The sequence below is a fragment of the Pleomorphomonas sp. NRK KF1 genome (assembly GCF_023721755.1).
Taxonomy (GTDB): Bacteria; Pseudomonadota; Alphaproteobacteria; order Rhizobiales; family Pleomorphomonadaceae; genus Pleomorphomonas.
In genome coordinates this window covers 226,589-247,043 of record NZ_JAMDLH010000002.1, presented here as the reverse complement: position 1 = coordinate 247,043, position 20,455 = coordinate 226,589, and the positions used below count along the sequence as shown (strand labels likewise).

The 20,455-nt window shown below is 63.5% G+C and carries 16 protein-coding genes; 9 read left to right on the top strand and 7 right to left on the bottom strand.

Annotated features, from left to right (window positions below; all coding sequences use genetic code 11):
* Positions 1-8 precede the first annotated feature (8 nt).
* Entirely contained in the window at positions 9-2,132 is a 2,124-nt protein-coding gene (gene glgX, locus M4J39_RS06525) for a glycogen debranching protein GlgX (RefSeq protein ID WP_251727017.1), read from the bottom strand.
* Positions 2,133-2,642: 510 nt separating this feature from the next.
* On the opposite strand from glgX, the gene M4J39_RS06520 reads away from it, so the two are divergent.
* From M4J39_RS06520 to M4J39_RS06485, 8 genes are all read left to right on the top strand, one after another.
* Positions 2,643-3,686 carry an NAD(P)-dependent alcohol dehydrogenase gene (locus M4J39_RS06520; RefSeq protein ID WP_251727016.1) on the top strand — a complete coding sequence of 348 codons (1,044 nt, stop codon included), beginning with the start codon at positions 2,643-2,645 and terminating at the stop codon, positions 3,684-3,686.
* Positions 3,687-4,060: 374 nt separating this feature from the next.
* Positions 4,061-5,551, top strand: coding sequence for a xylulokinase (gene xylB / locus M4J39_RS06515; RefSeq protein WP_251727015.1), 1,491 nt, complete (start codon positions 4,061-4,063; stop codon positions 5,549-5,551).
* Positions 5,552-5,605: 54 nt separating this feature from the next.
* Complete coding sequence (locus tag M4J39_RS06510; protein WP_251727014.1) at positions 5,606-7,108, top strand: sugar ABC transporter ATP-binding protein; 1,503 nt, start codon at positions 5,606-5,608, stop codon at positions 7,106-7,108.
* 37 nt (positions 7,109-7,145) lie between these two features.
* The gene (locus M4J39_RS06505; RefSeq protein WP_251727013.1) at positions 7,146-8,153 is read left to right on the top strand and encodes an ABC transporter permease; all 1,008 of its coding nucleotides are present in this window, start codon (positions 7,146-7,148) and stop codon (positions 8,151-8,153) included.
* 82 nt (positions 8,154-8,235) lie between these two features.
* Positions 8,236-9,192, top strand: coding sequence for a sugar ABC transporter substrate-binding protein (locus M4J39_RS06500; protein ID WP_251727012.1), 957 nt, complete (start codon positions 8,236-8,238; stop codon positions 9,190-9,192).
* A gap of 227 nt (positions 9,193-9,419) precedes the next feature.
* Entirely contained in the window at positions 9,420-10,130 is a 711-nt protein-coding gene (locus tag M4J39_RS06495; protein ID WP_251727011.1) for a 3-keto-5-aminohexanoate cleavage protein, read from the top strand.
* Positions 10,131-10,197: 67 nt separating this feature from the next.
* Complete coding sequence (locus tag M4J39_RS06490; protein ID WP_251727010.1) at positions 10,198-10,614, top strand: VOC family protein; 417 nt, start codon at positions 10,198-10,200, stop codon at positions 10,612-10,614.
* A gap of 91 nt (positions 10,615-10,705) precedes the next feature.
* Complete coding sequence (locus tag M4J39_RS06485) at positions 10,706-11,704, top strand: Gfo/Idh/MocA family protein (protein ID WP_251727009.1); 999 nt, start codon at positions 10,706-10,708, stop codon at positions 11,702-11,704.
* Between the two features lie 76 nt (positions 11,705-11,780).
* Here the strand turns inward: M4J39_RS06485 and M4J39_RS06480 are convergent, their stop codons facing one another.
* From M4J39_RS06480 to M4J39_RS06470, 3 genes are all read right to left on the bottom strand, one after another.
* Complete coding sequence (locus M4J39_RS06480) at positions 11,781-13,130, bottom strand: gluconate:H+ symporter (protein WP_251727008.1); 1,350 nt, start codon at positions 13,128-13,130, stop codon at positions 11,781-11,783.
* Positions 13,131-13,345: 215 nt separating this feature from the next.
* Positions 13,346-15,322 carry a YjhG/YagF family D-xylonate dehydratase gene (locus M4J39_RS06475; protein WP_251727007.1) on the bottom strand — a complete coding sequence of 659 codons (1,977 nt, stop codon included), beginning with the start codon at positions 15,320-15,322 and terminating at the stop codon, positions 13,346-13,348.
* 26 nt (positions 15,323-15,348) lie between these two features.
* Positions 15,349-16,257 carry a dihydrodipicolinate synthase family protein gene (locus tag M4J39_RS06470; protein WP_251727006.1) on the bottom strand — a complete coding sequence of 303 codons (909 nt, stop codon included), beginning with the start codon at positions 16,255-16,257 and terminating at the stop codon, positions 15,349-15,351.
* Positions 16,258-16,583: 326 nt separating this feature from the next.
* On the opposite strand from M4J39_RS06470, the gene M4J39_RS06465 reads away from it, so the two are divergent.
* Positions 16,584-17,336: an IclR family transcriptional regulator gene (locus tag M4J39_RS06465; RefSeq protein ID WP_251727005.1), complete on the top strand. Its 753-nt coding sequence runs from the start codon at positions 16,584-16,586 to the stop codon at positions 17,334-17,336.
* Positions 17,337-17,427: 91 nt separating this feature from the next.
* Here M4J39_RS06465 and M4J39_RS06460 read toward each other — a convergent pair whose 3' ends face one another.
* The 3 genes from M4J39_RS06460 to M4J39_RS06450 form a co-directional block, all read right to left on the bottom strand.
* Entirely contained in the window at positions 17,428-18,015 is a 588-nt protein-coding gene (locus M4J39_RS06460; protein WP_251727004.1) for an NADPH-dependent FMN reductase, read from the bottom strand.
* A 100-nt stretch (positions 18,016-18,115) separates the two neighbouring features.
* Positions 18,116-19,936: a phosphogluconate dehydratase gene (gene edd, locus M4J39_RS06455; protein WP_251727003.1), complete on the bottom strand. Its 1,821-nt coding sequence runs from the start codon at positions 19,934-19,936 to the stop codon at positions 18,116-18,118.
* Positions 19,933-20,445, bottom strand: coding sequence for a gluconokinase (locus M4J39_RS06450; protein ID WP_251727002.1), 513 nt, complete (start codon positions 20,443-20,445; stop codon positions 19,933-19,935). Before M4J39_RS06450 ends, edd begins: the two co-directional genes overlap by 4 nt.
* Positions 20,446-20,455: the final 10 nt, after the last annotated feature.

The window sequence follows — 20,455 nt, the reverse complement described above, 5'->3', positions numbered from 1 at the left end:
GCTACCCGTCAATCGTCGTCCGTTCCGTTCGTCGGCTTGGTTGCCTCTGGAACGGAATCGGTCGGGCTTTGTTCCCGCCACTCGGCGAGAACGAGCGTTCGGGCGGGCATGGTGAAAGTGGCATCGCCGCCGAGCCGGGCATCCTCGAGATCGCCGTCCGTGGCTAGGATCACTTCCCAGTCCCCTGGGTGCCCCGGGGGGATCTGGAACTCGACCGGAACATGTGAGGCATTCAGCATGATCAGGAGCGGAGTCTCGCTTTCCAGGACCGGCGCAAGGCGCAGCGTCAGGCACTTGGAATGCGGATTTTCCCAGTCGGCCTCGGTCATCCGGTCGCCGTGATTGTTGAACCAGGCGACGTCCGGCTGTCCCATCTCGTTGCGGGCGCCGGTCAGGAACTCCGGCCGAGAGAGGGCAGAATGGTTCTTTCTGAGGTCGGCAAGCCGCGCCACGAACTTCGGTAGCTCCGGGTCGTCGTTCGACCAGTTGACCCAGCCGATTTCGTTATCCTGGCAGTAGGCGTTGTTGTTGCCACCTTGCGTGTTGGAGCACTCGTCGCCGGCAAGCACCATCGGCACGCCCTGACTGAGGAACAGCGTGGCGAGCAGGTTTCGCTTCTGCCTGTGGCGCAGGGCGTTGATGGCCTCGTCATCGGTCTCGCCCTCGGCGCCGCAGTTCCAGCTCTTGTTATCGTCGTGGCCGTCGCGGTTGTCCTCTCCATTGGCCTCGTTGTGCTTGTGGTTGTAGGAGACGAGGTCATTGAGGGTGAAACCATCATGGGCGGTGATGAAGTTGACGCTCGACCATGGCCGACGGCGCCCTTCGGCGAAAATGTCCTGCGAGGCGGCGACGCGGGTGGCAAAGCTCGGCAGCAGTCCTTCCTCGCCGCTCCAGAAGCCGCGCACCTTGTCGCGGTAGTCGCCATTCCATTCGGAAAAGCCGGGCGGAAACGATCCGAGCTGATAGCCGCCTGGACCGATGTCCCAGGGCTCGGCAATCAGCTTCAGCCCTCCGAGCAGGGGATCCTGCAGGATGGCATTGAAAAAGGCGTGGCCCGGATCGAAGCCGCTGGGGCGACGTCCCAGCGTCGTGGCAAGGTCGAAGCGGAAGCCGTCGACGCCGTAGACCGTGGCCCACATGCGCAGACTGTCGAGAATCATCTGCAATACGCGAGGATGATCGGTGTTGAGCGCGTTTCCGCAGCCGGTCAGGTTGTCGTAGTAGCGACCGTTGTCCGGCAGGAGGCGGTAATAGGACGCGTTGTCGATGCCCTTGAAGGACAGCATCGGCCCCAGATGGTTGCCTTCGCAGGTGTGATTGTAGACCACATCGAGGATGATCTCGATGCCGGCCTGATGGAGCAGATCGACGGCCTCTCCTATGGATTCGAGACCGGTGTCGCCAAGGTAACGTGGCTCGGGGGCGAAAAAGCCGAGCGTGTTGTAGCCCCAGTAGTTGGAAAGGCCACTCTCGACGAGATGCCTGTCCTGCAGAAAGGCGTGGATCGGCAGAAGCTCCAGCGAAGTGACGCCCAGCCCGACCAGATAATCGACGAACTCCGGCTGCCCCAGCGCGGTGAACGTGCCGCGGATCGTCTTCGGAACCACCGGGTGCAGCATGGTCAGGCCGCGCACGTGACCTTCGTAGATGACCGTTTTCGCCCAGGATACATGCGGATGCTGGGTGGTGACCATCGGTGTGCCCGCCACCACGCGCGCCTTGGGCATGAAGGCGGCGCTGTCGCGTTCGTCCATCATGAGATCGGCGTCTTCGCCGGCTCCGATCTGGTAGCCATAGAGCGTGTCGTTCCATCGGATGTCTCCGACGAACTGGCGCGCATAGGGATCGAGCAGCAGCTTGTTGGGGTTGAAGCGATGGCCGGCTTCGGGTGCCCATGGGCCATGGACGCGCCAGCCATAGACTTGCCCGCGTCCGACGCCGGGCAGGTAACAGTGCCAGACGCCGTTGGTGCACTCGCGCAGAGCGATACGCTCCGTTTCGGTGATACCGAAGCGATCGAACAGGCAAAGCGTGACGCCGCTCGCGTTGTCGGAAAACAGCGCGAAGTTGGCGCCTTTGTCATCGACCGTCACGCCCAGGGGAAAAGCCGAGCCAGACAGCACCTTACGCATTCACGTGTTCTCCGGGACGACTTGCCATTGCCAATATGCGGGAAGATTGGCCGACCGGGATGGGAGCTCCGGCCGAACCCATGATAGCTCGAAACGCGGGATGGTCATGTGGTGATGCGGTCTGCATCGGCGACCGCCGTGGAAGGATCGACTTTCAACTTGAGACGCCATCAAACGAGGCCCGGCGGGTGGATTTGAAAAACAGACTCGGTGGTTCGTGAAACCGACCGCGACAAGATTGGTTCCCTCGCATCGCCGCGCTTCTCCGTGCCGGGCGCCTCATTGAGACAGCCGACGTCTGGATGCCGAGGCGCCCTTTTTACCGAGAACCTGGAAATCCTCGGTCGGCATGCCGGTTTGGAACTCGTCTAGGTTTCAAAATGTAAAATAATGCACACAGATTTGTTGAATTGGCTTAGCGGGAATAGCTTCCGGCGCTCATACTCTCCTCCATCAAGAGCCGCGCAAGCCCGTCTGAGAATGCAGGTCAGCGGCTCGGGAGGAAAAGCCATGAAGGTAAAAGCCGTCGTTCTCGAGGGTATTGGAGACGTTCGTCTTCGCGACATCGACCTTCCCGGATCTCTTGAACCGGCGGCCGATGAGGTTCGGGTCGCCATCAAGGCGGTGGGCATCTGCGGCAGCGACGTTCACTATCTGAAGCACGGGCGCATCGGCGACTTCATCGTCAACGAGCCGATGGTGCTCGGCCATGAAGCTTCGGGCGTGGTGACGGCGGTCGGCGCCAAGGTCTCCCATCTCAAGGTTGGCGATCGCGTCTGCATGGAGCCCGGCATTCCCGACTTCGGTTCGCGCCAGACGCTGGAAGGCCACTACAACCTCGATCCGGCCGTGCGCTTCTGGGCGACGCCGCCAATCCACGGCTGTCTTACGCCCGAAGTCGTCCATCCGGCGGCGCTGACCTACAAGCTGCCCGACAGCGTGTCCTTCGCCGAAGGCGCCATGGTCGAGCCGCTGGCGATCGGCGTCTATGCCGCCGCCAAGGGCGCCATCCGTCCGGGCGACATCGCCGTGGTGGCCGGTGCCGGCACCATCGGCATGATGGTGGCCTTCGCCGCGCTGGCGTCGGGCTGCTCGGAGGTGATCGTCAGCGACGTCGCCAAAGCCAAGCTCGACATCATCGCCAAGGTGCCCGGCGTCGTCGCCGTCGACCTGACCAAAGAGAAGCTGGCCGACGTGGTCGCCAAGCGGACGGCCGGCAAGGGCGCCGACCTGTTCTTCGAGGCGAGCGGCGCTCCGAAGGCCTTCGACGACATGCTGGACGTGGTGACGCAGGGCGGCCGGGTGGTTCTGGTCGGCATGCCGCAGGACCGGGTTCCGCTCGACGTGGTGGCGCTGGAGGTCAAGGAGATCAGCCTGACGGGCATCTTCCGCTACGCCAACGTCTGGGATCGCACGCTGGCGCTGCTCGGCTCGGGCAAGATCGACCTGAAGCCGCTGATCTCGGCGAGCTATCCCTTCGACAAGTCGATCGAGGCCTTCGAACGCGCCGCCCAGCAGAACCCGTCTGACGTCAAGGTCCAGATCACCTTCTGAGCAAGACCGGCGCGGGGTGCCCCCGGGAATGACTGAAGAAGGTATGCATGATGAATGCAGCCTCTGTTCCAGGTGCTCCCGGCGCGGCCCGCGCCTCGGTCGACAAGATGGTCTCGCCCGTCTGATGGGGCGGAACCTTAATCGTTCGAATCTGCCGCGCCGTGAGGCGCTCCCGATGGGCGAAGGGAAGATCGGCCATTCGGGTCCAGTCGAACGATCAGGCGAGTTGAGACGCTGTGAATAGGTAACCCGCCGGCAGTTCGCTGCCGGTCGTGGAGGACGATGGAAGACCGCGATCGGAATGTCGGGCAGAGGAGGCCCGCTGGTTGCGTGGCCTGTCGATCGGCTGCCCGCGGGGGTAGGGAGGGAAAGCGATGTTCATTGGAGTGGACTGCGGTACGCAGGGGACCAAGGCGCTCGTCATAGACGAGAACGGGCTGGTGCGCGGGCGCGGTCATGCTGCCCACAGCCTGATCGAGCGCGACAGCGGCGCCCGCGAACAGCATCCGTCGATTTGGGTCGATGCGATGATCGCAGCCGTGCGCATGGCGCTCAAGGAAGCGGCCTTGCCCGCCGATGCGATCCGCTGTCTCGGTGTGTCCGGTCAGCAGCACGGTCTCGCCGTGCTCGACGACAAGGGGGCGGTCATCCGGCCGGCCAAGCTCTGGTGCGATACCGAGACGGCGCCCGACAACGAGCGGATCGTTGCCGCCCTCGGTGGACCGGCGACCTGGTTCGACAAGGTCGGCATCATCCCGCTCACCGGCTATACCATCTCCAAGCTGGCCTTCCTCGCCGACCGCGAGCCCGACAACTTTGCCCGCATTGCCCATATCCTGCTGCCGCACGATTACCTGAACCATTGGCTGACCGGCTGCTTCGTGGCCGAATACGGCGACGCCTCCGGCACCGGCTTCTTCGATGTTCGCAAGCGTGCCTGGGCGCCCGAGGCGTTGTCACTGATCGATCGCGGCAGCGGCCGTCTCGCCGCTGCGTTGCCGGACCTCGTTGCGCCCGACGCCATAGTTGGAAAGCTCACTCAGGCCGCGGCCGAAGCGCTCGGCCTCACCACCGAATGCATGGTGGCGGCCGGCGGTGGCGACAACATGATGGGCGCCATCGGCACCGGCAACGTGCGCGAGGGCGTGGTCACCATCAGCCTCGGGACGTCGGCAACGGTCTTCTCCTATTCCGACACGCCGGTTCTCGATCCGAGCGGCGCCGTTGCCCCCTTCTGCTCGTCGAGCGGCGGCTGGCTGCCTCTCGTGTGCACCATGAACGCCACCAACGTCACGTCCGGCGGTGCCCACCTGCTCGGCCGCGACGTCGGCTTCGTATCGGAAGCGCTGGAGGCGACCGAGCCGGGCGCCGGTGGCATCACCATGCTGCCGTTCCTCAACGGCGAGCGTACTCCCGACCTCCCCACGGCGCGCGGCACCATCCTCGGCCTGTCCGCCGTCAACATGACGCCGGAAAACCTGATGCGGGCCATGGTCGAGGGCGTCACCTTCGGCGTGCTCGCCGGACTTCACCGCATTCGCGGCGACAAGGCCGCCGAGCGCGTGTTCATGATTGGCGGCGGCGCGCGCAGCAAACCCTGGCGGCAGATGGTCGCAGACATGACAGGCGCCGAGATTGTCGTTCCCACGGGCGATGAGGCGGGATGTCTCGGAGCGGCAATCCAGGCGATCTGGGCCTATGGTCGGTCCGCCGGGGCGGGCGAGGATATCGCCGCCATCGCCGACCGCTGCGTCAGCCTCGATGCCGACAAGACGACGGCGCCGGTTGCGAGCCGCAAGGCCGCCTATGACGAGGCTTTCGGGCTCTATCGGGCCAGGCTCGCCGACGTGCATGGCGTCAACTGACGAACGCCAAGCCGATCCCGTATTCCGCCATCCGGCCGATCAAGGACCTAATCGATGCAGAAAACTCTTCTCGAGGTCAGAAACATAAGCAAGTCGTTTCCGGGCGTGAAAGCGCTCGAGGATGTCTGCTTTTCTGTGAAGGAAGGGTCGGTTCACGTGCTGTGCGGCGAGAACGGCGCCGGCAAGTCGACCTTGATGAAGATCATCAACGGCATCTACCAGCCCGATGGTGGCGAGACCCTGATCAAGGGCCAGAAGGTCGAGATCACCTCGCCGATCAAGGCGGGTGAGCTCGGCGTTTCGATGATCTTTCAGGAGCTGAACTACACGCCCGAGATGACGATCGAGGAAAGCCTGTTCGCGGGGCGCTGGCCGAAGAAGAGCTTCGGGCGGGTCGATTGGAAGACCATCCGGCAGAAGACGCTTCAACTGCTCAAGCAGGAAAACCTCTCCTACGATCCGGAAACCAAGCTGAAGGACCTGTCGATCTCCAACCTTCAGATGCTGGAAATCCTCAAGGCAATCTCGCGAGATGCCGATATCATCATCATGGACGAGCCGACGTCGTCCATCACCAACAAGGAAATCGAAATCCTCTTCGAGAAGATCGCCGACCTTCGCGCGCGCGGGAAGGGCATCGTCTACATCTCGCACAAGATGGACGAAATCTTCCGCATCGCCGATGAGATCTCGATCCTGCGCGACGGCAAGGTCATCGAGACGCGGCCAAAGGATCAGTTCGATATCGACTCGGTCATCTCCCTGATGGTCGGCCGCGCGCTCGGGCAGGGCTATCCCAAGGAGGAGGTTCCGGTCGGCGACGTTGTGCTGGAAGTCGACGGGTTCAGCGGACCGGCAGGTTTCAGCAACGTCTCCTTCAATGTCAGGAAGGGCGAGATCGTCGGCTTCGCCGGTCTGGTCGGAGCCGGGCGGACCGAGGTGATGCGGGCATTGTTCGGGCTCGACGATCGGTTCGGCGGAACGGTCAAGGTTCACGGTGCTCCCGTCAGGGTTCGCAACGTCCAGGACAGCATCAGGAATGGCGTGGTGATGCTGTCGGAGGACCGGCGGCGCTACGGCATCGTTCCGATCCGCGACGTCAAGGAGAACGTGACGCTCGCCTCGATGGACCAGTTCTTCCAGAAGGGGCGCTTGAACGCCAGCAAGGAAAGAAGCCGGGTCGAGGAGATCTGCAAGAAGATCAACGTGAAGATGGCGTCCATCGATGTACAGGTCAGCACGCTGAGCGGTGGCAACCAGCAAAAGGTCGTCCTGTCGAAGTGGATGCTTCAGGACCCGGACATCCTCATTCTTGACGAACCTACGCGCGGCATCGACGTGGGCGCGAAATTTGAGATCTACAAGCTGATGACCAACCTCGTCAAAGAGGGGAAGTCGATCATCATGGTTTCCTCCGAACTCCCGGAACTGATCGGCATGTGTGACCGCATGTACGTGATGGCCGAGGGGCGGATAACGGGAGAGCTCGACAGAGCCGAGTTCTCTCAAGAAGCAATCATGCGCTACGCGATGAACATGACCAGGAAAGCGGTCTGATCGCTATCTGACTGGCGAGATGCAAAAGGGGCGGAAAATGAACAACCTGATGACGAGGGAGAAGTGGCAGACCATCAAGTCGCGATACTCCATTTACTTGGTCCTTATCGTGATGATCATCGTCTGCAATCTTCTGAACGAGAACTTCCTCTCGCCGCGAAACCTCTCGAATATCTCGGCTCAGATCTCCGTGACGACGATCCTGGCCTTCGGCGAAACGATCCTCATCATCGGTGGCCTTCTGGACCTGTCCTGCGGCTCGGTGCTGGCGCTGGCCGGCGTCCTGTCGGTCTATGTCTTCAAGGAAACGGGCTCGCTGTCCCTTGCCTTCGCCGTCGGTCTGATCGTCGGCGTACTCTGCAACTTCGTCAACGGCATCCTCGTCCGACGTTTCAACATTCCGGCGTTCATCGCCACCCTGGCGATGATGACGGTGGCGCGCGGCATCGCGCTTCTCTTCACCAAGGGCCAGAACATCTACCAGATCGGCGACTATGTCTGGTTCGGTCAGGGCAAGATCGGCTTCGTCCCGCTGCCGGTCTTCTTCATGATCATCGTCGGCATCGTGACGTGGTATATCCTCGGCCACACCAGCTTCGGCCGCTCGCTCTATGCGGTCGGCGGCAATGAAGAGGCGGCCCGGGCATCCGGCATCAACGTCGGCCGGATCAAGATCGGCGCCTACCTGATCAATGGCGCCTTCGTCGGTCTCGCCGGCATTCTCTTGATGGCCCGCACCAACGTTGGCGCTCCCAACGCCGGCCAGGGCTACGAGTTCGAGGCGTTGACCGCTGCGATCATCGGCGGAACCAGCTTCTCCGGCGGTCTTGGAACGGCCGGTGGCACCCTCGCCGGCGCATTCATCGTCGGCTTCCTCAACAACATCATGAATTTGACCGGCGTCGACTCGTACCTGCAGCAAGTCATCAAGGGCGGCATCATTGCCCTGGCTGTCGGCTACGACATGTGGGCCAAGGTCAATCGTACCCGGAAGACCCTGGGTGCAGCCAAGCTACCGAATGAGCGAAAGGAGGCAAAAGCTTAGTGCGTTCGCTTTGGAGGAAACGCGGGGCTCATGTCGATCGATAGATGCCCCCATCAAGCAGATATCTTGGAGGAGATACCAAATGAAGTTCATGAAATCGATCCGCACCGTCACGGCTGTGGCCGCCCTGTGTCTGGCCGCGACGACGGTTGCTCAGGCTGAGAACTACAAGATTGCCTTCATCGCCCGCGCCCAGGCGGACTCCTTTGCCGCCTGGCTGGCCAACGGCATCATGGACGAAGTCAAGAAGTACCCGGACATGACCGTTGACGTCATGGACGCGCAGGCTGACGACGCCAAGGAAAACGCGTTCATCGAGAACGCCGTCGCCAACAAGTACGACCTGATCATCGTCCAGCCGAACAACGGCGAAGCCCAGCGTCCCTATGTCGAGCAGGCCGTCAAGGATGGCGTCAAGGTCATCACGACGAATGCCCGCATCAAGGATATCCCCGGCTCGTCGTCGGTCGACGCCGATCCGTATGAGCAGGCTGCCGTGAACGCCCGTCTGGCGCTCGAGCAGATCCCGCAGGGCGCCAATGTCGTCGTGCTGAACGGCCCGTCGGGCAACATGCACGCCGACATGCGCCGCGACGCCTGGCAGAAGGAGTTCTTCGACAAGCGTTCGGACGTGAAGATCGTCGGCGAGCAGATCGCGCACTGGAACAAAGAAGAAGCCATGCGCTTCATGGAGGACTGGGTCCAGGCCAACGACAAGATCGATGCCGTCGTTTCCATGAACGACAACATGGCCGCCGGTGCTCTGGAAGTCGTCAAGGACGATCCGAAGTTCGACAAGATGCTCGCCTACGGCGTCGACGGCACTGCAGAGGCCATGCTGCTGATCCAGGAAGGCCGCATGACGTCCACGGCGCTGCAGAACGCCTATGACCTCGCTGCCAAGAACATCAGCGTCGCTCACGACCTGCTGACCGGCAAGATCGAGCAGATCGACACCGACATCGACTGCCCGCTGGTGACCAAGGACAACGTTGCCGAGTTCATCGAGATCCACAAGAAGTCGGGCGCCATCAAGTAATTGATGGATTGATCGACCGACTGGGGCGGGACCGTCTTCCCGCCCCCTTTTTGTTTGGATGGCTCAGGAAGCCGGTCTGCCGATCATTCCGGCGAAGGGCGCCGTCATCATGCTTGATACCGGCTTGAGCCGGGGCAGCGGCGGCTTTCTAGTATTTCTGACGATTTGAGGTCGCATTTTCTGCTTGAAATGGCGAGGCTGCCATATCGAGAGAGTGGAGACCCCCGATGATCGTTCAGGCTTGCATCAACGGCGCGCGCCCCTTCGACTATCATCCCGCCTTGCCGCTGACGGTCGAGGCAATGGCGCGCGACAGCGCCGCTTGTGTCGCGGCGGGCGCTGCGGAAATTCATCTACATGCCCGTGCCGCTGACGGTCGCGAGAGCCTTGCCGCCGTAGGCGAGACGGTCCGGCTTGTTCGGCGCGCCTGTCCGGGTACGTTTGTCGGCGTGTCGACCGGTGCCTGGATCGAAGGGGATCGACGCAGGACGCGCGACTTGATCGCCGGGTGGCGCGTTCTTCCGGATTACGCTTCGGTCAACCTCTCGGAGGCAGATGCACCGGCGGTCATCGACCTGTTGCACGGCATGGGCGTCGGAGTCGAGGCTGGGTTGGCGAACGTGGACGATGCGAAGCGGCTCGTTACTCTGCCGGACTGCCGACGCGTTCTTCGCATCCTGATCGAAATCGAGGAGCAGGATATCTCGGCGGGTGAGGCCGTCGTCGATGGGATCGCCGCGGTTCTTGGTGAAGCGGGCCTGGCTCGTCCGATTCTTCTGCATGGCTTCGACGCCACGGTCTGGCATTTCGTCGAACTGGCGCGGCAGCGCCGCTGGTCCACCCGGGTCGGCCTGGAGGACGGTTGTCGCCGCGCCACGGGTGAGGTGGCGCGAGACAATGCGCAACTGGTGACGGATGCCGTCAGGATGATGCGGTAGTGTCTTGTGGCTGAGGAGAGAGCGCCTCGCTCGTGAACGGAGGGCGGCGCCAACCGAGGAACCAAGCATGATCCTGCATCGAGGCCGCCTGATCGATCACATTCAGCTTAGGGCCAGGAGTTTTCCAGCCACCGCCAGATTCTATCGGGCGGTACTGGGCGCGCTCAACGTTCCCCTTCTGGCGGACGACGACTGGCATATTGCCTGCGACGAACTCTGGATTGATGCGTTGGGAGAGGACGAGAGCGAGGCGTCTCATGTGCATCTGGCATTCCAGGCCAGTGACCAGGAGGTGATCAGGCGGTTCTACCAGGCGGGACTCGCCGCCGGCGGCCGCGACAATGGTGGTCCGGGGATAAGGTCGTATCACCCCGGCTACTACGCGGCCTTTCTGTTCGACCCGGACGGCAACAATATCGAGGCCGTCTTCCAGGGGGCTGCCCCCCGCTCGGCGGTTTCGGTCGAGATCGACATCGGCGAATAACTCCGCTCTCGCGAGCCTCGACCTTTTGTCAGATTAATGCGAGGCTCTTGCCCCACGGAGGCATTCCGATGGGCGAAGGGAGAGAGGGTTCATGGCCAAGTTACGTTGGGGCATTCTGGCGACGGGGTGGATCGCCGATCTCTTTGTGCAGGATCTGCTCGACAACGACATGGAGGTGACGGCGGTCGGCTCTCGGTCCATCGAGAAGGCGGTTGCTTTTGCCAACAAGCACGGCATTCCGCGCTCGCACGGCAGCTATCAGGCGCTCGCCGCCGACCCTGAGGTCGACGTCGTCTATATCGCGACGCCGCACCCCTTCCATGCCAGCGCGGCCGAACTCTGCATTGCCGAAGGCAAGCATGTTCTCGTCGAGAAGTCCTTCACGTTGACCGGCGCCGAGGCCCGGCGCCTGCTGGAGCTGTCCCGCAAGCACGACGTGGTTGTTCTTGAAGCCATGTGGACGCGCTTCCTGCCGCATATGGTCCGGCTGCGCCAGGCTTTGGCCAGCGGCATGATCGGCGAAATCCGGACCCTCATAGCAACGCACACGCAGGATCTTCCGGACGATCCGAACCATCGCCTCAACGCGCTGGAACTCGGTGGCGGGGCGCTGCTGGATCTCGGCATCTACCCCATCTCCTTCGCGTTCGACATTCTGGGGCAGCCGACTGAGGTTTTGGCGTCGGGTCGCCTGAAGGCAACCGGCGCCGATGCCGAGGTGTCCACCCTGTTCCGCTATGCCAATGGTGCCAGCGCCGTGACCGTGTCCGCCAGCGACGCACCCGGCAGCAACCGCGCCGAGATCAACGGTACGGAAGGCCATGTCGAGATTGCCGAAGTCTGGTACACGCCGACCAGCTTCCGGATCTTCGACAGCCAGAAAAAGCTTATCGAGGAGTTCAAGCCGGCCGAAATGAAGGGGCGTGGCATGCACTTCCAGGCCGTGGAGCTGGAGCGGATGGTCGCCGCCGGTGAGCGAAGCAGTCCCATCCTGCCGCTCGAACAGAGCGTGGCGATCATGGAAACTCTCGACGACATCAGACGGCAGATCGGGGTGGTCTATCCCGGCGAGGCGAACGTCACCGGCTAAGCGAGGACATTGAAAAAAGCGGCCGCGACACTGGCTTGTCGCGGCCGCTCTTATGTTCGGATGGCGTCGTTCGCCGTCAGGCGACGAAGCCTTCGAGGAGGAGAACGCCGATCAGGCCGAGCACCGAGACGATCGTCGAAAGGACCGTCCACGTGCCGAAGGTCTCCTTCATCGACAGCCCGAAATACTCCTTGAACATCCAGAAGCCGGCGTCGTTGACGTGGCTGCAGATGGCCGAGCCGGCGCCAGTGGCAAGGGTTACCAGGGCAAGGTTGACGTTGTGCGTCGCCAGCATCGGGATGACCAGACCGGCCGTCGAGATGGCGGCAACCGTCGCCGAGCCGAGCGAGATGCGCAGGAGAGCTGCGACACCCCAGGCGAAGATCAGCGGCGAAGCGTTGGTGTCGGCGAACAGGTCGGCGACATACTTGCCGACGCCGCCGTCGATCAACACCTGCTTGAAGGCGCCGCCGCCACCGATGATCAGCAGCATCATGCCGATGTGGCTCGCAGCCGAGGTGCAGGACGCCATGATGTCCTTGACCGGGATGTTGCGCTTGACGCCCATGGTCCAAATGGCGAACAGCAGCGACACGACCATGGCCACGGAGGCGTCGCCCACAAGACGGATGATCGCGAAGGCGGAGCTGTCGGCAAGGCCGGCTTCGCTGCGGATCACGGCAATGATGGCCGCGACCGACATCATGATCACCGGCAGCATGGCGGTGAGCACGGAGATGCCGAAGGCGGGCGTCTTGTCGAGGTCGAAGGTCTTGAAGGAACCGATGGCGTCGAGGTCGGCCTTCTTGGCAAAGCCCGACGGCACGATCCGCTTGGCGATGGCGTTGTAGATCGGACCGCCGATGATCACCGCCGGGATGGCGATGAGAATGCCGTAGACCAGAACCTGACCGATGTCGGCGCCATACTCGCCGGCGATGACCGTCGGGCCGGGGTGCGGCGGCAGGAAGGCATGGGTGGCCAAGAGCGCGGCGCACATCGGCACGCCGAGGTGCAGCGGCGACAGCTTCATCTGCTTTGCCATGGTCAGAACGATCGGCACCAGCAGCACGAGACCGACTTCGAAGAACAGCGCGATGCCGATGATGAACGAGGCGACGACCACCGCCCACTGGACGTTCTTCTCGCCGAACTTCTCGATCAGCGTGACGGCGATGCGCTGGGCGCCGCCGGCATCGGAGATCAGGCGACCCAGCATGGCGCCGAGGCCGAAGATCAAGGCGATGTGGCCGAGCGTGCCGCCGAGGCCGCTTTCGATGGACTTCACCACCTTGTCGAGCGGCAGGCCAAGGGCGAGCGCGACGCAGAAGGAGACGATGATCAGCGAAACGAACGTATTCAGTTTCAGCTTCATGATCAGGAGCAGCAGCAGCACGATGCCGGCCACGACGATGACTAAAGGCATTTCTCTTCCCTTGGTTTGACTAGCGGTACCGGCCCTGCCGGCGAAGACAACAGACCGCCCCGCCGGATCGGCTGGGCGCCGTTCCGGTAGCTGTGGCCTGCTACGTTGTTCGGATGGACGACCAGCCCCCTCGGCCGCCGTGCCCTCCACATGCCGGCTATGAGTGCCAGCAGTTTTTTGGAGAAGAGGCATTGCTGCCTCTTCTCCGGTTTTCGTTAGTTCTTCTTGGCGGCCAGCGCCGCGCGACCGGCTTCCAGCACTTCGATGATCCGGTCGGCGTCGTAGACGCAGCCCTGCCAGGTGCCGCCGCTCGCCGCCTGCAGCGCCGCCCAGAGGCGGGTGTCGTCGGGCAGTTCGGCCTGCGGCGCCAGATCCGGATGCGGTTGACGCGCGGCCAGAATGGCGGCGCCTTCGTCGGCACTGACCGGTTTTTCCTCGCTGCCGAGGAAGTTCAGCGAGCCCGTCAGCTTGCGGCAGTCGACCACCATCTCCACGACGTCGCCGTCGCGCAGCTTGCCGATCGGGCCGCCGGCCAGCGCTTCCGGCCCGACATGGCCGACGCAGGCGCCGGTGGACACGCCGGAGAAGCGGGCGTCGGTGATGAGCGCAACGTGCTTGCCGTAGGAGAGATGCTTCAGCGCGGAGGTGACCTGATAGGTCTCTTCCATGCCGGTACCGGACGGCCCGGCGCCGATCAGCACCATCAGATCGCCGGCGACGATCTTGCCGGACTTGATGGCGTGAATGGCATCGACCTCGGACACGAACACCTTGGCCTTGGCCTTGTGCCGGTAGACGCCGTCCTCGCCGATCACCGACGGATCGATGGCCGTCGACTTGATGACGGAGCCTTCCGGCGCGATGTTGCCGATCGGGAAGGTGATCGTGGAGGTGAGGCCACGCGCCGCTGCCTTGGCCGGCGGCATGATCACGTCGTCGGGGCTGACGCCATCCTGCTTCTCGAGCATCTCGCGGAAGCGGCGGCGGCGTTCGGAGGTTTCCCACCAATCGAGGTTGGCGCCGAGCGTCTCGCCGGTCACGGTGAGAACGTCGAGGTTGAGCAGGCCGAGCTCCCGGAGATGCAGCATCACTTCCGGCACGCCGCCGGCCATGAAGGCGCGAACGGTGGGGTGATAGACCGGCCCGTTGGGGATGACGCTGACCAAACGCGGCACGCGTCGGTTCACTGCCGTCCAGTCGTCGACCGTCGGCATGGCGAGCCCGGCGGCATGAGCGATGGCTGGCAGGTGCAGCAGCAGATTGGTCGAGCCACCGAAAGCGGCATGCACAACCATGGCGTTCTCGATCGCCTTGGACGTCACGATGTCCTTGGTCGTGATGCCGCGCTCCTCAAGCTGCAGCACCGCCCGTGCCGACTGACGGGCCATTTCCAGCCAGACCGGCTGGCCGGACGGCGACAGCGCCGAGTGCGGCAGGGCGAGGCCGAGCCCCTCGGAGATGACCTGCGAAGTGCCGGCCGTGCCGAGGAACTGGCAACCGCCGCCGGCCGATGCGCAGGCGCGGCAGCCGAGCTCGCTGGCTTCGTCCAGCGTCAGTTCGCCGTTGGCGAACCGGGCGCCGATGGTCTGCACCTTGCCCGCGTCCTCGCCCTTGGTCGGCATCAGCGTGGCGCCGCCGGGAACGAGGATGGTCGGCAGGTCGCGCTGGGCGGCCAGCGCCATCATCAGCGCCGGCAGGCCCTTGTCACAGGCCGCGAGGCCGATGACCGCCTTGCGCACCGGCGTCGAGCGGATCAGCCGACGGAAGACGATGGCTGCGTCGTTGCGGTAGGGCAGGGAATCGAACATGCCCGTGGTGCCCTGCGTGCGACCGTCACAGGGGTCGCTCACATAGGCGGCGTAGGGAACTCCACCTGCCTTGGCCACCTCGCGCGCCGCCGCCTCGAACTGAAGCGGCGTCTCGTAGTGGCCGGTGTGCAGGCCGAGGGCGACCGGCTTGCCATCGGCACCGCGGATGCCGCCGGTGATGCCGATGATCAGCACTTCCTTGCCGTTGAGTTTTTCCGGCTCCCAGCCCATGCCGGCGTTGAGGGTCATGCCGAAGATGTCGCCGCTCGGGCGGTTGATCAGCATGTCCGGGGTCAGCGGCAACTTTCCGGCGGGGCCGGGAGCATTGGTCGCCGCGACATAGACGGCCTCGTTGCTCTCGTCGTAGATTTCCTTGATGGACATTGGGCCTTCCTCCGACGGTTGGTTGGTTATTTGACGAGGCCGGCCTGCTTCAGCAGATCGGCGAGGCGGGCCAGCTTGTCGGCGGCCAGCGGACCGGCGGGCGGCAGGCAGTAGGTAGAGATGTCGAGGCCGGTGAGGCGCATCGCCTCCTTGACCACGTTCACGAAGGGCGTGTCGAGAGCGTACATCGACGGAAGGCGGATCAGGCGGCTGTGCAGTTCGACGGCCTTGGCGAAATCGCCAGCCCGGAAGGCCTTGTAGATGCCGATGGAAAGCTCCGGCGCGAAGTTGCCGCTGGCCGAGATGACGCCCGCGCCACCCAGCATCAGCGTGGTCAGCAGGTGGTCGTCGTAGCCGGCGAGAACCTGGAAGCCGGGCTGGACGGCGCCGACGACGTTGATCATCTCGCGGATATGGCCGATGGAGTCGATGGTCTCCTTGATGCCGACGACATTGGGTGCGGCCTCGACCACCGACTTCACGAAGGCCGGCGACAGGTCCTGGCCGGTCAGGAAGGGGATGTTGTAGAGCAGAACCGGCAGCTTGGTGGCGCCGGCGATATCGGTGAAGTAGTTGAGAAGGCGGGGCTCGGTGACCTTCCAGTAGGACGGATTGACCGCGACGATACCATCGGCGCCGATGGATTCGGCGTGGATGGCAAGCTCGACAGCCTCGCGCTGGTTGTTGGAGCCGACGCCAACGAGCACTTTGGCCCGGCCGGCGGCCTGCTTCACGGCGAACTCCGCGACCGTCTTCCGTTCGGCGGTCGACATCTGGGAGAACTCTCCGCCGGTGCCGCACATGAACAGGCCATCCACACCGGCGGCGATCAGCTTCTCGATCACCAGCGCCTGACCCTTCGGGTCGAAGGCGCCTGCCTCGGTGAAGATGGTCGACACCGGCGGAATGATGCCTTCGAAACGCGTTGCTGCCATTGGAAACTCCTGAACCTTACGTCTAGGCGTTCTACATTATAGAACGATGTTTTATAATGTCGTACGTTAGCGACGGCTCATGGGCCGGTAAATCCGGGATGCTGTGTAGGCAAAGACCCGCATGATCAGGAGTTTTCGGGGACGCGAATGGCTAGATTGTTGTCGGAAAAGGGGAATCAGCCGCCCCCTGAGGCGGAAGCGCTCGGCAGGCCCGTCCGGATGATGCCGATGTCGTCATTCCGCTCTTGGATTGCCGCTGTCAGGGCACTAATCGAACTGAAATCGAGACTCGCAGGGTCTGGTCCTGCCGCTGGAGTTGCCGTGAGATGCCGTTGATTCAGGCCGTGGAGCGCGCCCTTAACATTCTCGATCTGTTCAGCGAGCAGAAGGTCGAGCTCAATCTGGCCGAGATCAGCCAGATGACGGGAATGCACAAAAGCACCCTGCATTCGCTTCTGAAGACCTTGCAGTCCCAAGGCTATATCGAGCAGACGGAAGCCAACGCTCCGTACCGGCTCGGTGTGAAGCTGCTCGAACGCGGTTATCTGGTGCAGCGATCGCGCGACTTCATCGCCGTTGCGCGCCCCTACCTGGAAAGCCTCTCGGAGCGAACCGGGCAGACGATCCATCTCGGCGTGCTCGACGGAAAATCGGGAGTCTACGTCGACAAGGTCGAAGGCACGCGCTCGATCATCGTTTACTCTCGGATCGGGCGGCGCATGCCGATCCACACGACGGCCATCGGCAAGGTTCTGCTGGCCTTCCAGTCGCCCTCCATCATCGGCAAGACGCTTGACGGCTATGATTTCGCAAGTTCTACCGAGAACACAATCACCCAGCGCGATATGTATGAAGCAGCACTCGCCAAGGTGAGATCGGACGGCTTCGCCGTCGACGAGCAGGAAAACGTCCGAGGCTGCCGCTGCGCCGCCGTCCCCGTCTGGGGCCACGACCGCAAGCTGGTGGCCGCCATTTCCATTTCAACGGTCGTCGAGAACGTGTCGATGGACGAGTTCAAGTCGTTCATCGAACAGCTGAAGGTCACCGGCGCCAGCGTCTCGCACGACCTCGGCTATTGATCGGCGAGATATGAGTACGAAACCACCGGCTGCGGGCGAGCGACCGGTGGCCTCCGAAGTTCGTCTAAAGCGGAACCATTCCCGTCGACAGTCAGCCGGCTTTCGCTGCCTTTGTTGCCTTGGCCCACCAGACCAGATCGTCAAGGGCCGCCTTTGCGGACGGCAAAAGGTTGGCCTCGATATCCTCGATCGGCTTGTTCGCGCCCATCGGTGACACGGCCATGAAGTCGCCTCCGCCGATATGAACGGCACTGCGGGTCGGAACCATCTGCAGCTCGATGCCGATCAGACGCAGGTGCTCGATGGCGCGTGCGGCTCCAACGCCGCCATACCCGATCGCGGCGAACGGCTTTCGATTCCACTCGACATAAGCCTGATCGAGGGCGTTCTTGAGAGCGCCCGTAATCGAGCGATTGTACTCCGCGACGACGAAAATATAGCCATCGAAACGGGCGATGGTCTGCTGCCAGCGGATCGCGGCCGGATCCTCGCTCGGCATCCACAGGTTCGATGCCTTCTCGGCAAAGAACGGCAGCGCGTAGTCACGCAGGTCGACAAGCTCGACCTCCATGTCATCCCGGGCTTGGGCTTGCTTGAGCATCCATTGCGCCGGCTTGTCGGCGAAGCGGGTCGGGCGCGTGGATCCGATGATAAGGGCAATCCGGGGCGTGGAAGACATGGTGGCCTCATCTCTGTTCGTGTTTATCAGTAAAACCACCTTACAACTAGTGCGCGCCGTGACAAGGGTCGTTCGGACAGCCAGAGTTGGCCGAACAAAATCAGCCGAGAGCCGTCGCTCCCTCTTCGGCCGTGCCGACGGCTCGCCGCAGCACGCCGAACAGGCGCCTGTCACTGCTTTCGACGCCCAGGTCTTCTACAGCCTGCCGGCGGGTCTCCCAGTCCTCCTGGGAAACAAGTACGTCCAGGCGGCCGCTCTCCACGTCGAGCCTGACCAGATCGCCATCGCGAACCCGGCCGATCGGCCCGCCGCGTGATGCCTCCGGCGTCACATGGATGGCGGCGGGCACCTTGCCGGAGGCGCCGGACATGCGGCCGTCGGTGACCAGTGCCACCTTGCGCCCTCGGTCCTGCAGCAGGCCGAGAGCCGGCGTCAGCTTGTGGAGTTCCGGCATGCCATTGGCCTGCGGTCCCTGGAAGCGGACGATGGCGACGAAGTCCTCGTCGAGCCCGGCCTTGAAGGCCGCCAAGAATGCCTCCTGCGAGGCGAAGACGCGTGCCGGCGCCTCGACCGTCTGGTGCTCGACGGCGACGGCCGACGACTTGATCACCGCCCGTCCGAGGTTGCCAGTCAGGAGATTGATGCCGCCGGTCGGCTGGAACGGCGCATCGATCGAGCGCACCACGGACTCGTCGGCGCTGGCGGCGGCCGTTTCGGCAAAGACCAGTTCTCCGGTGACATCGAGCTGGGGCGTGCGCTCGTAGGGCGCGAGACCGGTACCGAGAATGGTCTGGGCATCGTCGTGCAAGAGGCCATCGCGCCTGAGCTCGCGCACCAGGAAGGGCACGCCGCCGGCATCGCGGAAGCCGTTGACGTCGGCCTTGCCATTGGGATAGGCGCGCACCAGCAGCGGCGTCGCCGCTGACAGCGCCGCGAAATCATCCCAGTCGACGACGAGGCCGGCAGCGCGCGCCATGGCGATCAGGTGAATGGTCAGATTGGTCGAACCGCCGGTGGCGCAGAGGCCGACGATACCGTTGACGAAGCTGCGGGCGTCGAGCATCCGGCCAATGGGTATGCTGTTCTCCCCTGTGCCGGCAATTGCGACGGCACGGGCGACGGCGGCGCGCGTCAGCGCATCGCGCAGCGGCGTGTCGGGCGCCACGAAGGCCGATCCCGGCAGCATCAAGCCCATGATCTCCATCAGCATCTGGTTGGTGTTGGCCGTGCCGAAGAAGGTGCAGGTGCCCGGCGCGTGGTAGGATTTCGCCTCCGCCTCCAGAAGATCGGCGTCGGTTGCCAGGCCCGCGGCGTAGGCCTGACGCACGGCATTCTTCTCGGCATTGCCGAGGCCGGTGGGCATGGGGCCGGAGGGAACGAACAGGGTCGGCAGATGGCCGAAGGCCAGGGCGCCCATGACGAGACCAGGGACGATCTTGTCGCAGATGCCCAGCATCAGAGCGGCGTCGAACATGTCGTGCGACAGGGCGATGCCCGTCGACATGGCGATGACGTCCCGCGAGAACAGGCTGAACTCCATGCCTGTACGGCCTTGCGTGATGCCGTCGCACATGGCGGGCGCGCCGCCGGCCACTTCCGCTACGGCGCCAAGCCGGCGCGCTTCCTCGCGGATCAGTTCCGGATAGCGCTCGTAGGGTCGGTGCGCCGACAGCATGTCGTTGTAGGTGGTGACGATGCCGAGATTGATGGCCTCAGCGCCGGCAAGGCGCCGCTTGTCGTCGGTCGGGCAGGCGGCAAATCCATGGGCGAGATTGGAGCAGGGCAGGCGATGGCGGGCCGGGCCTGCGGCACGGATCGCATCGCGCGCCCGCTCGATACCGTCGAGATAGGCGGTACGGCTTGTTCGGCTGCGTCGCTCGATACGCTCGGTGACGTCGGCGATGGTGGAGCGAACGGTCATGTGCGTCTCTTTTCCTGATGATCCCCGCGTGCGTCGAGCTGGGTCATGATGTGATCGACAACAACTGCCGGCGGCGGAGCAATGTCGACCACGATGGCGTCGGCAGGTTCTTCCAATGCGGCGAACTGGCTCGTCAGCAGGTTGGGGTTCATGTAGTGGCCCTTGCGCGCCTTGAGCCGGCCAGCGATCGTCTCGGCGCTGCCCTTGAGATAGACGAAGACCACATCGTCCTTCGGCGATAACACGTCGCGATAGACGGCCTTCAGGGCCGAACAGGCGATCACGCGGCTTTCGTCGGCCGCTTGCCAGTCGTCCATGGCTTGCCGGAGCGCCTTCAGCCACGGCCATCGATCATCATCGGTCAGCGGAATGCCGGCCCGCATCTTGTCGACGTTGGCGGCGGGGTGGAAATCGTCGGCATCGGAGAAGCCGCAGCCCAGGCGTTCGGCGAGCAACTCGCCGACGGTCGTCTTGCCGCTTCCCGATACGCCCATGACGATAACGATCATCGTTCTCTCC

Coding starts and splice junctions, on each gene's coding strand:
- M4J39_RS06460 (WP_251727004.1), bottom strand. CDS start 18,015: ATGTCTTCCACGCCCCGGATTGCCCTTATCATCGGATCCACGCGCCCG.
- glgX (WP_251727017.1), bottom strand. CDS start 2,132: ATGCGTAAGGTGCTGTCTGGCTCGGCTTTTCCCCTGGGCGTGACGGTC.
- M4J39_RS06470 (WP_251727006.1), bottom strand. CDS start 16,257: ATGGCAGCAACGCGTTTCGAAGGCATCATTCCGCCGGTGTCGACCATC.
- M4J39_RS06495 (WP_251727011.1), top strand. CDS start 9,420: ATGATCGTTCAGGCTTGCATCAACGGCGCGCGCCCCTTCGACTATCAT.
- M4J39_RS06510 (WP_251727014.1), top strand. CDS start 5,606: ATGCAGAAAACTCTTCTCGAGGTCAGAAACATAAGCAAGTCGTTTCCG.
- M4J39_RS06465 (WP_251727005.1), top strand. CDS start 16,584: ATGCCGTTGATTCAGGCCGTGGAGCGCGCCCTTAACATTCTCGATCTG.
- M4J39_RS06500 (WP_251727012.1), top strand. CDS start 8,236: ATGAAGTTCATGAAATCGATCCGCACCGTCACGGCTGTGGCCGCCCTG.
- M4J39_RS06485 (WP_251727009.1), top strand. CDS start 10,706: ATGGCCAAGTTACGTTGGGGCATTCTGGCGACGGGGTGGATCGCCGAT.
- M4J39_RS06490 (WP_251727010.1), top strand. CDS start 10,198: ATGATCCTGCATCGAGGCCGCCTGATCGATCACATTCAGCTTAGGGCC.
- edd (WP_251727003.1), bottom strand. CDS start 19,936: ATGACCGTTCGCTCCACCATCGCCGACGTCACCGAGCGTATCGAGCGA.
- M4J39_RS06505 (WP_251727013.1), top strand. CDS start 7,146: ATGAACAACCTGATGACGAGGGAGAAGTGGCAGACCATCAAGTCGCGA.
- M4J39_RS06480 (WP_251727008.1), bottom strand. CDS start 13,130: ATGCCTTTAGTCATCGTCGTGGCCGGCATCGTGCTGCTGCTGCTCCTG.
- M4J39_RS06475 (WP_251727007.1), bottom strand. CDS start 15,322: ATGTCCATCAAGGAAATCTACGACGAGAGCAACGAGGCCGTCTATGTC.
- M4J39_RS06520 (WP_251727016.1), top strand. CDS start 2,643: ATGAAGGTAAAAGCCGTCGTTCTCGAGGGTATTGGAGACGTTCGTCTT.
- xylB (WP_251727015.1), top strand. CDS start 4,061: ATGTTCATTGGAGTGGACTGCGGTACGCAGGGGACCAAGGCGCTCGTC.
- M4J39_RS06450 (WP_251727002.1), bottom strand. CDS start 20,445: ATGATCGTTATCGTCATGGGCGTATCGGGAAGCGGCAAGACGACCGTC.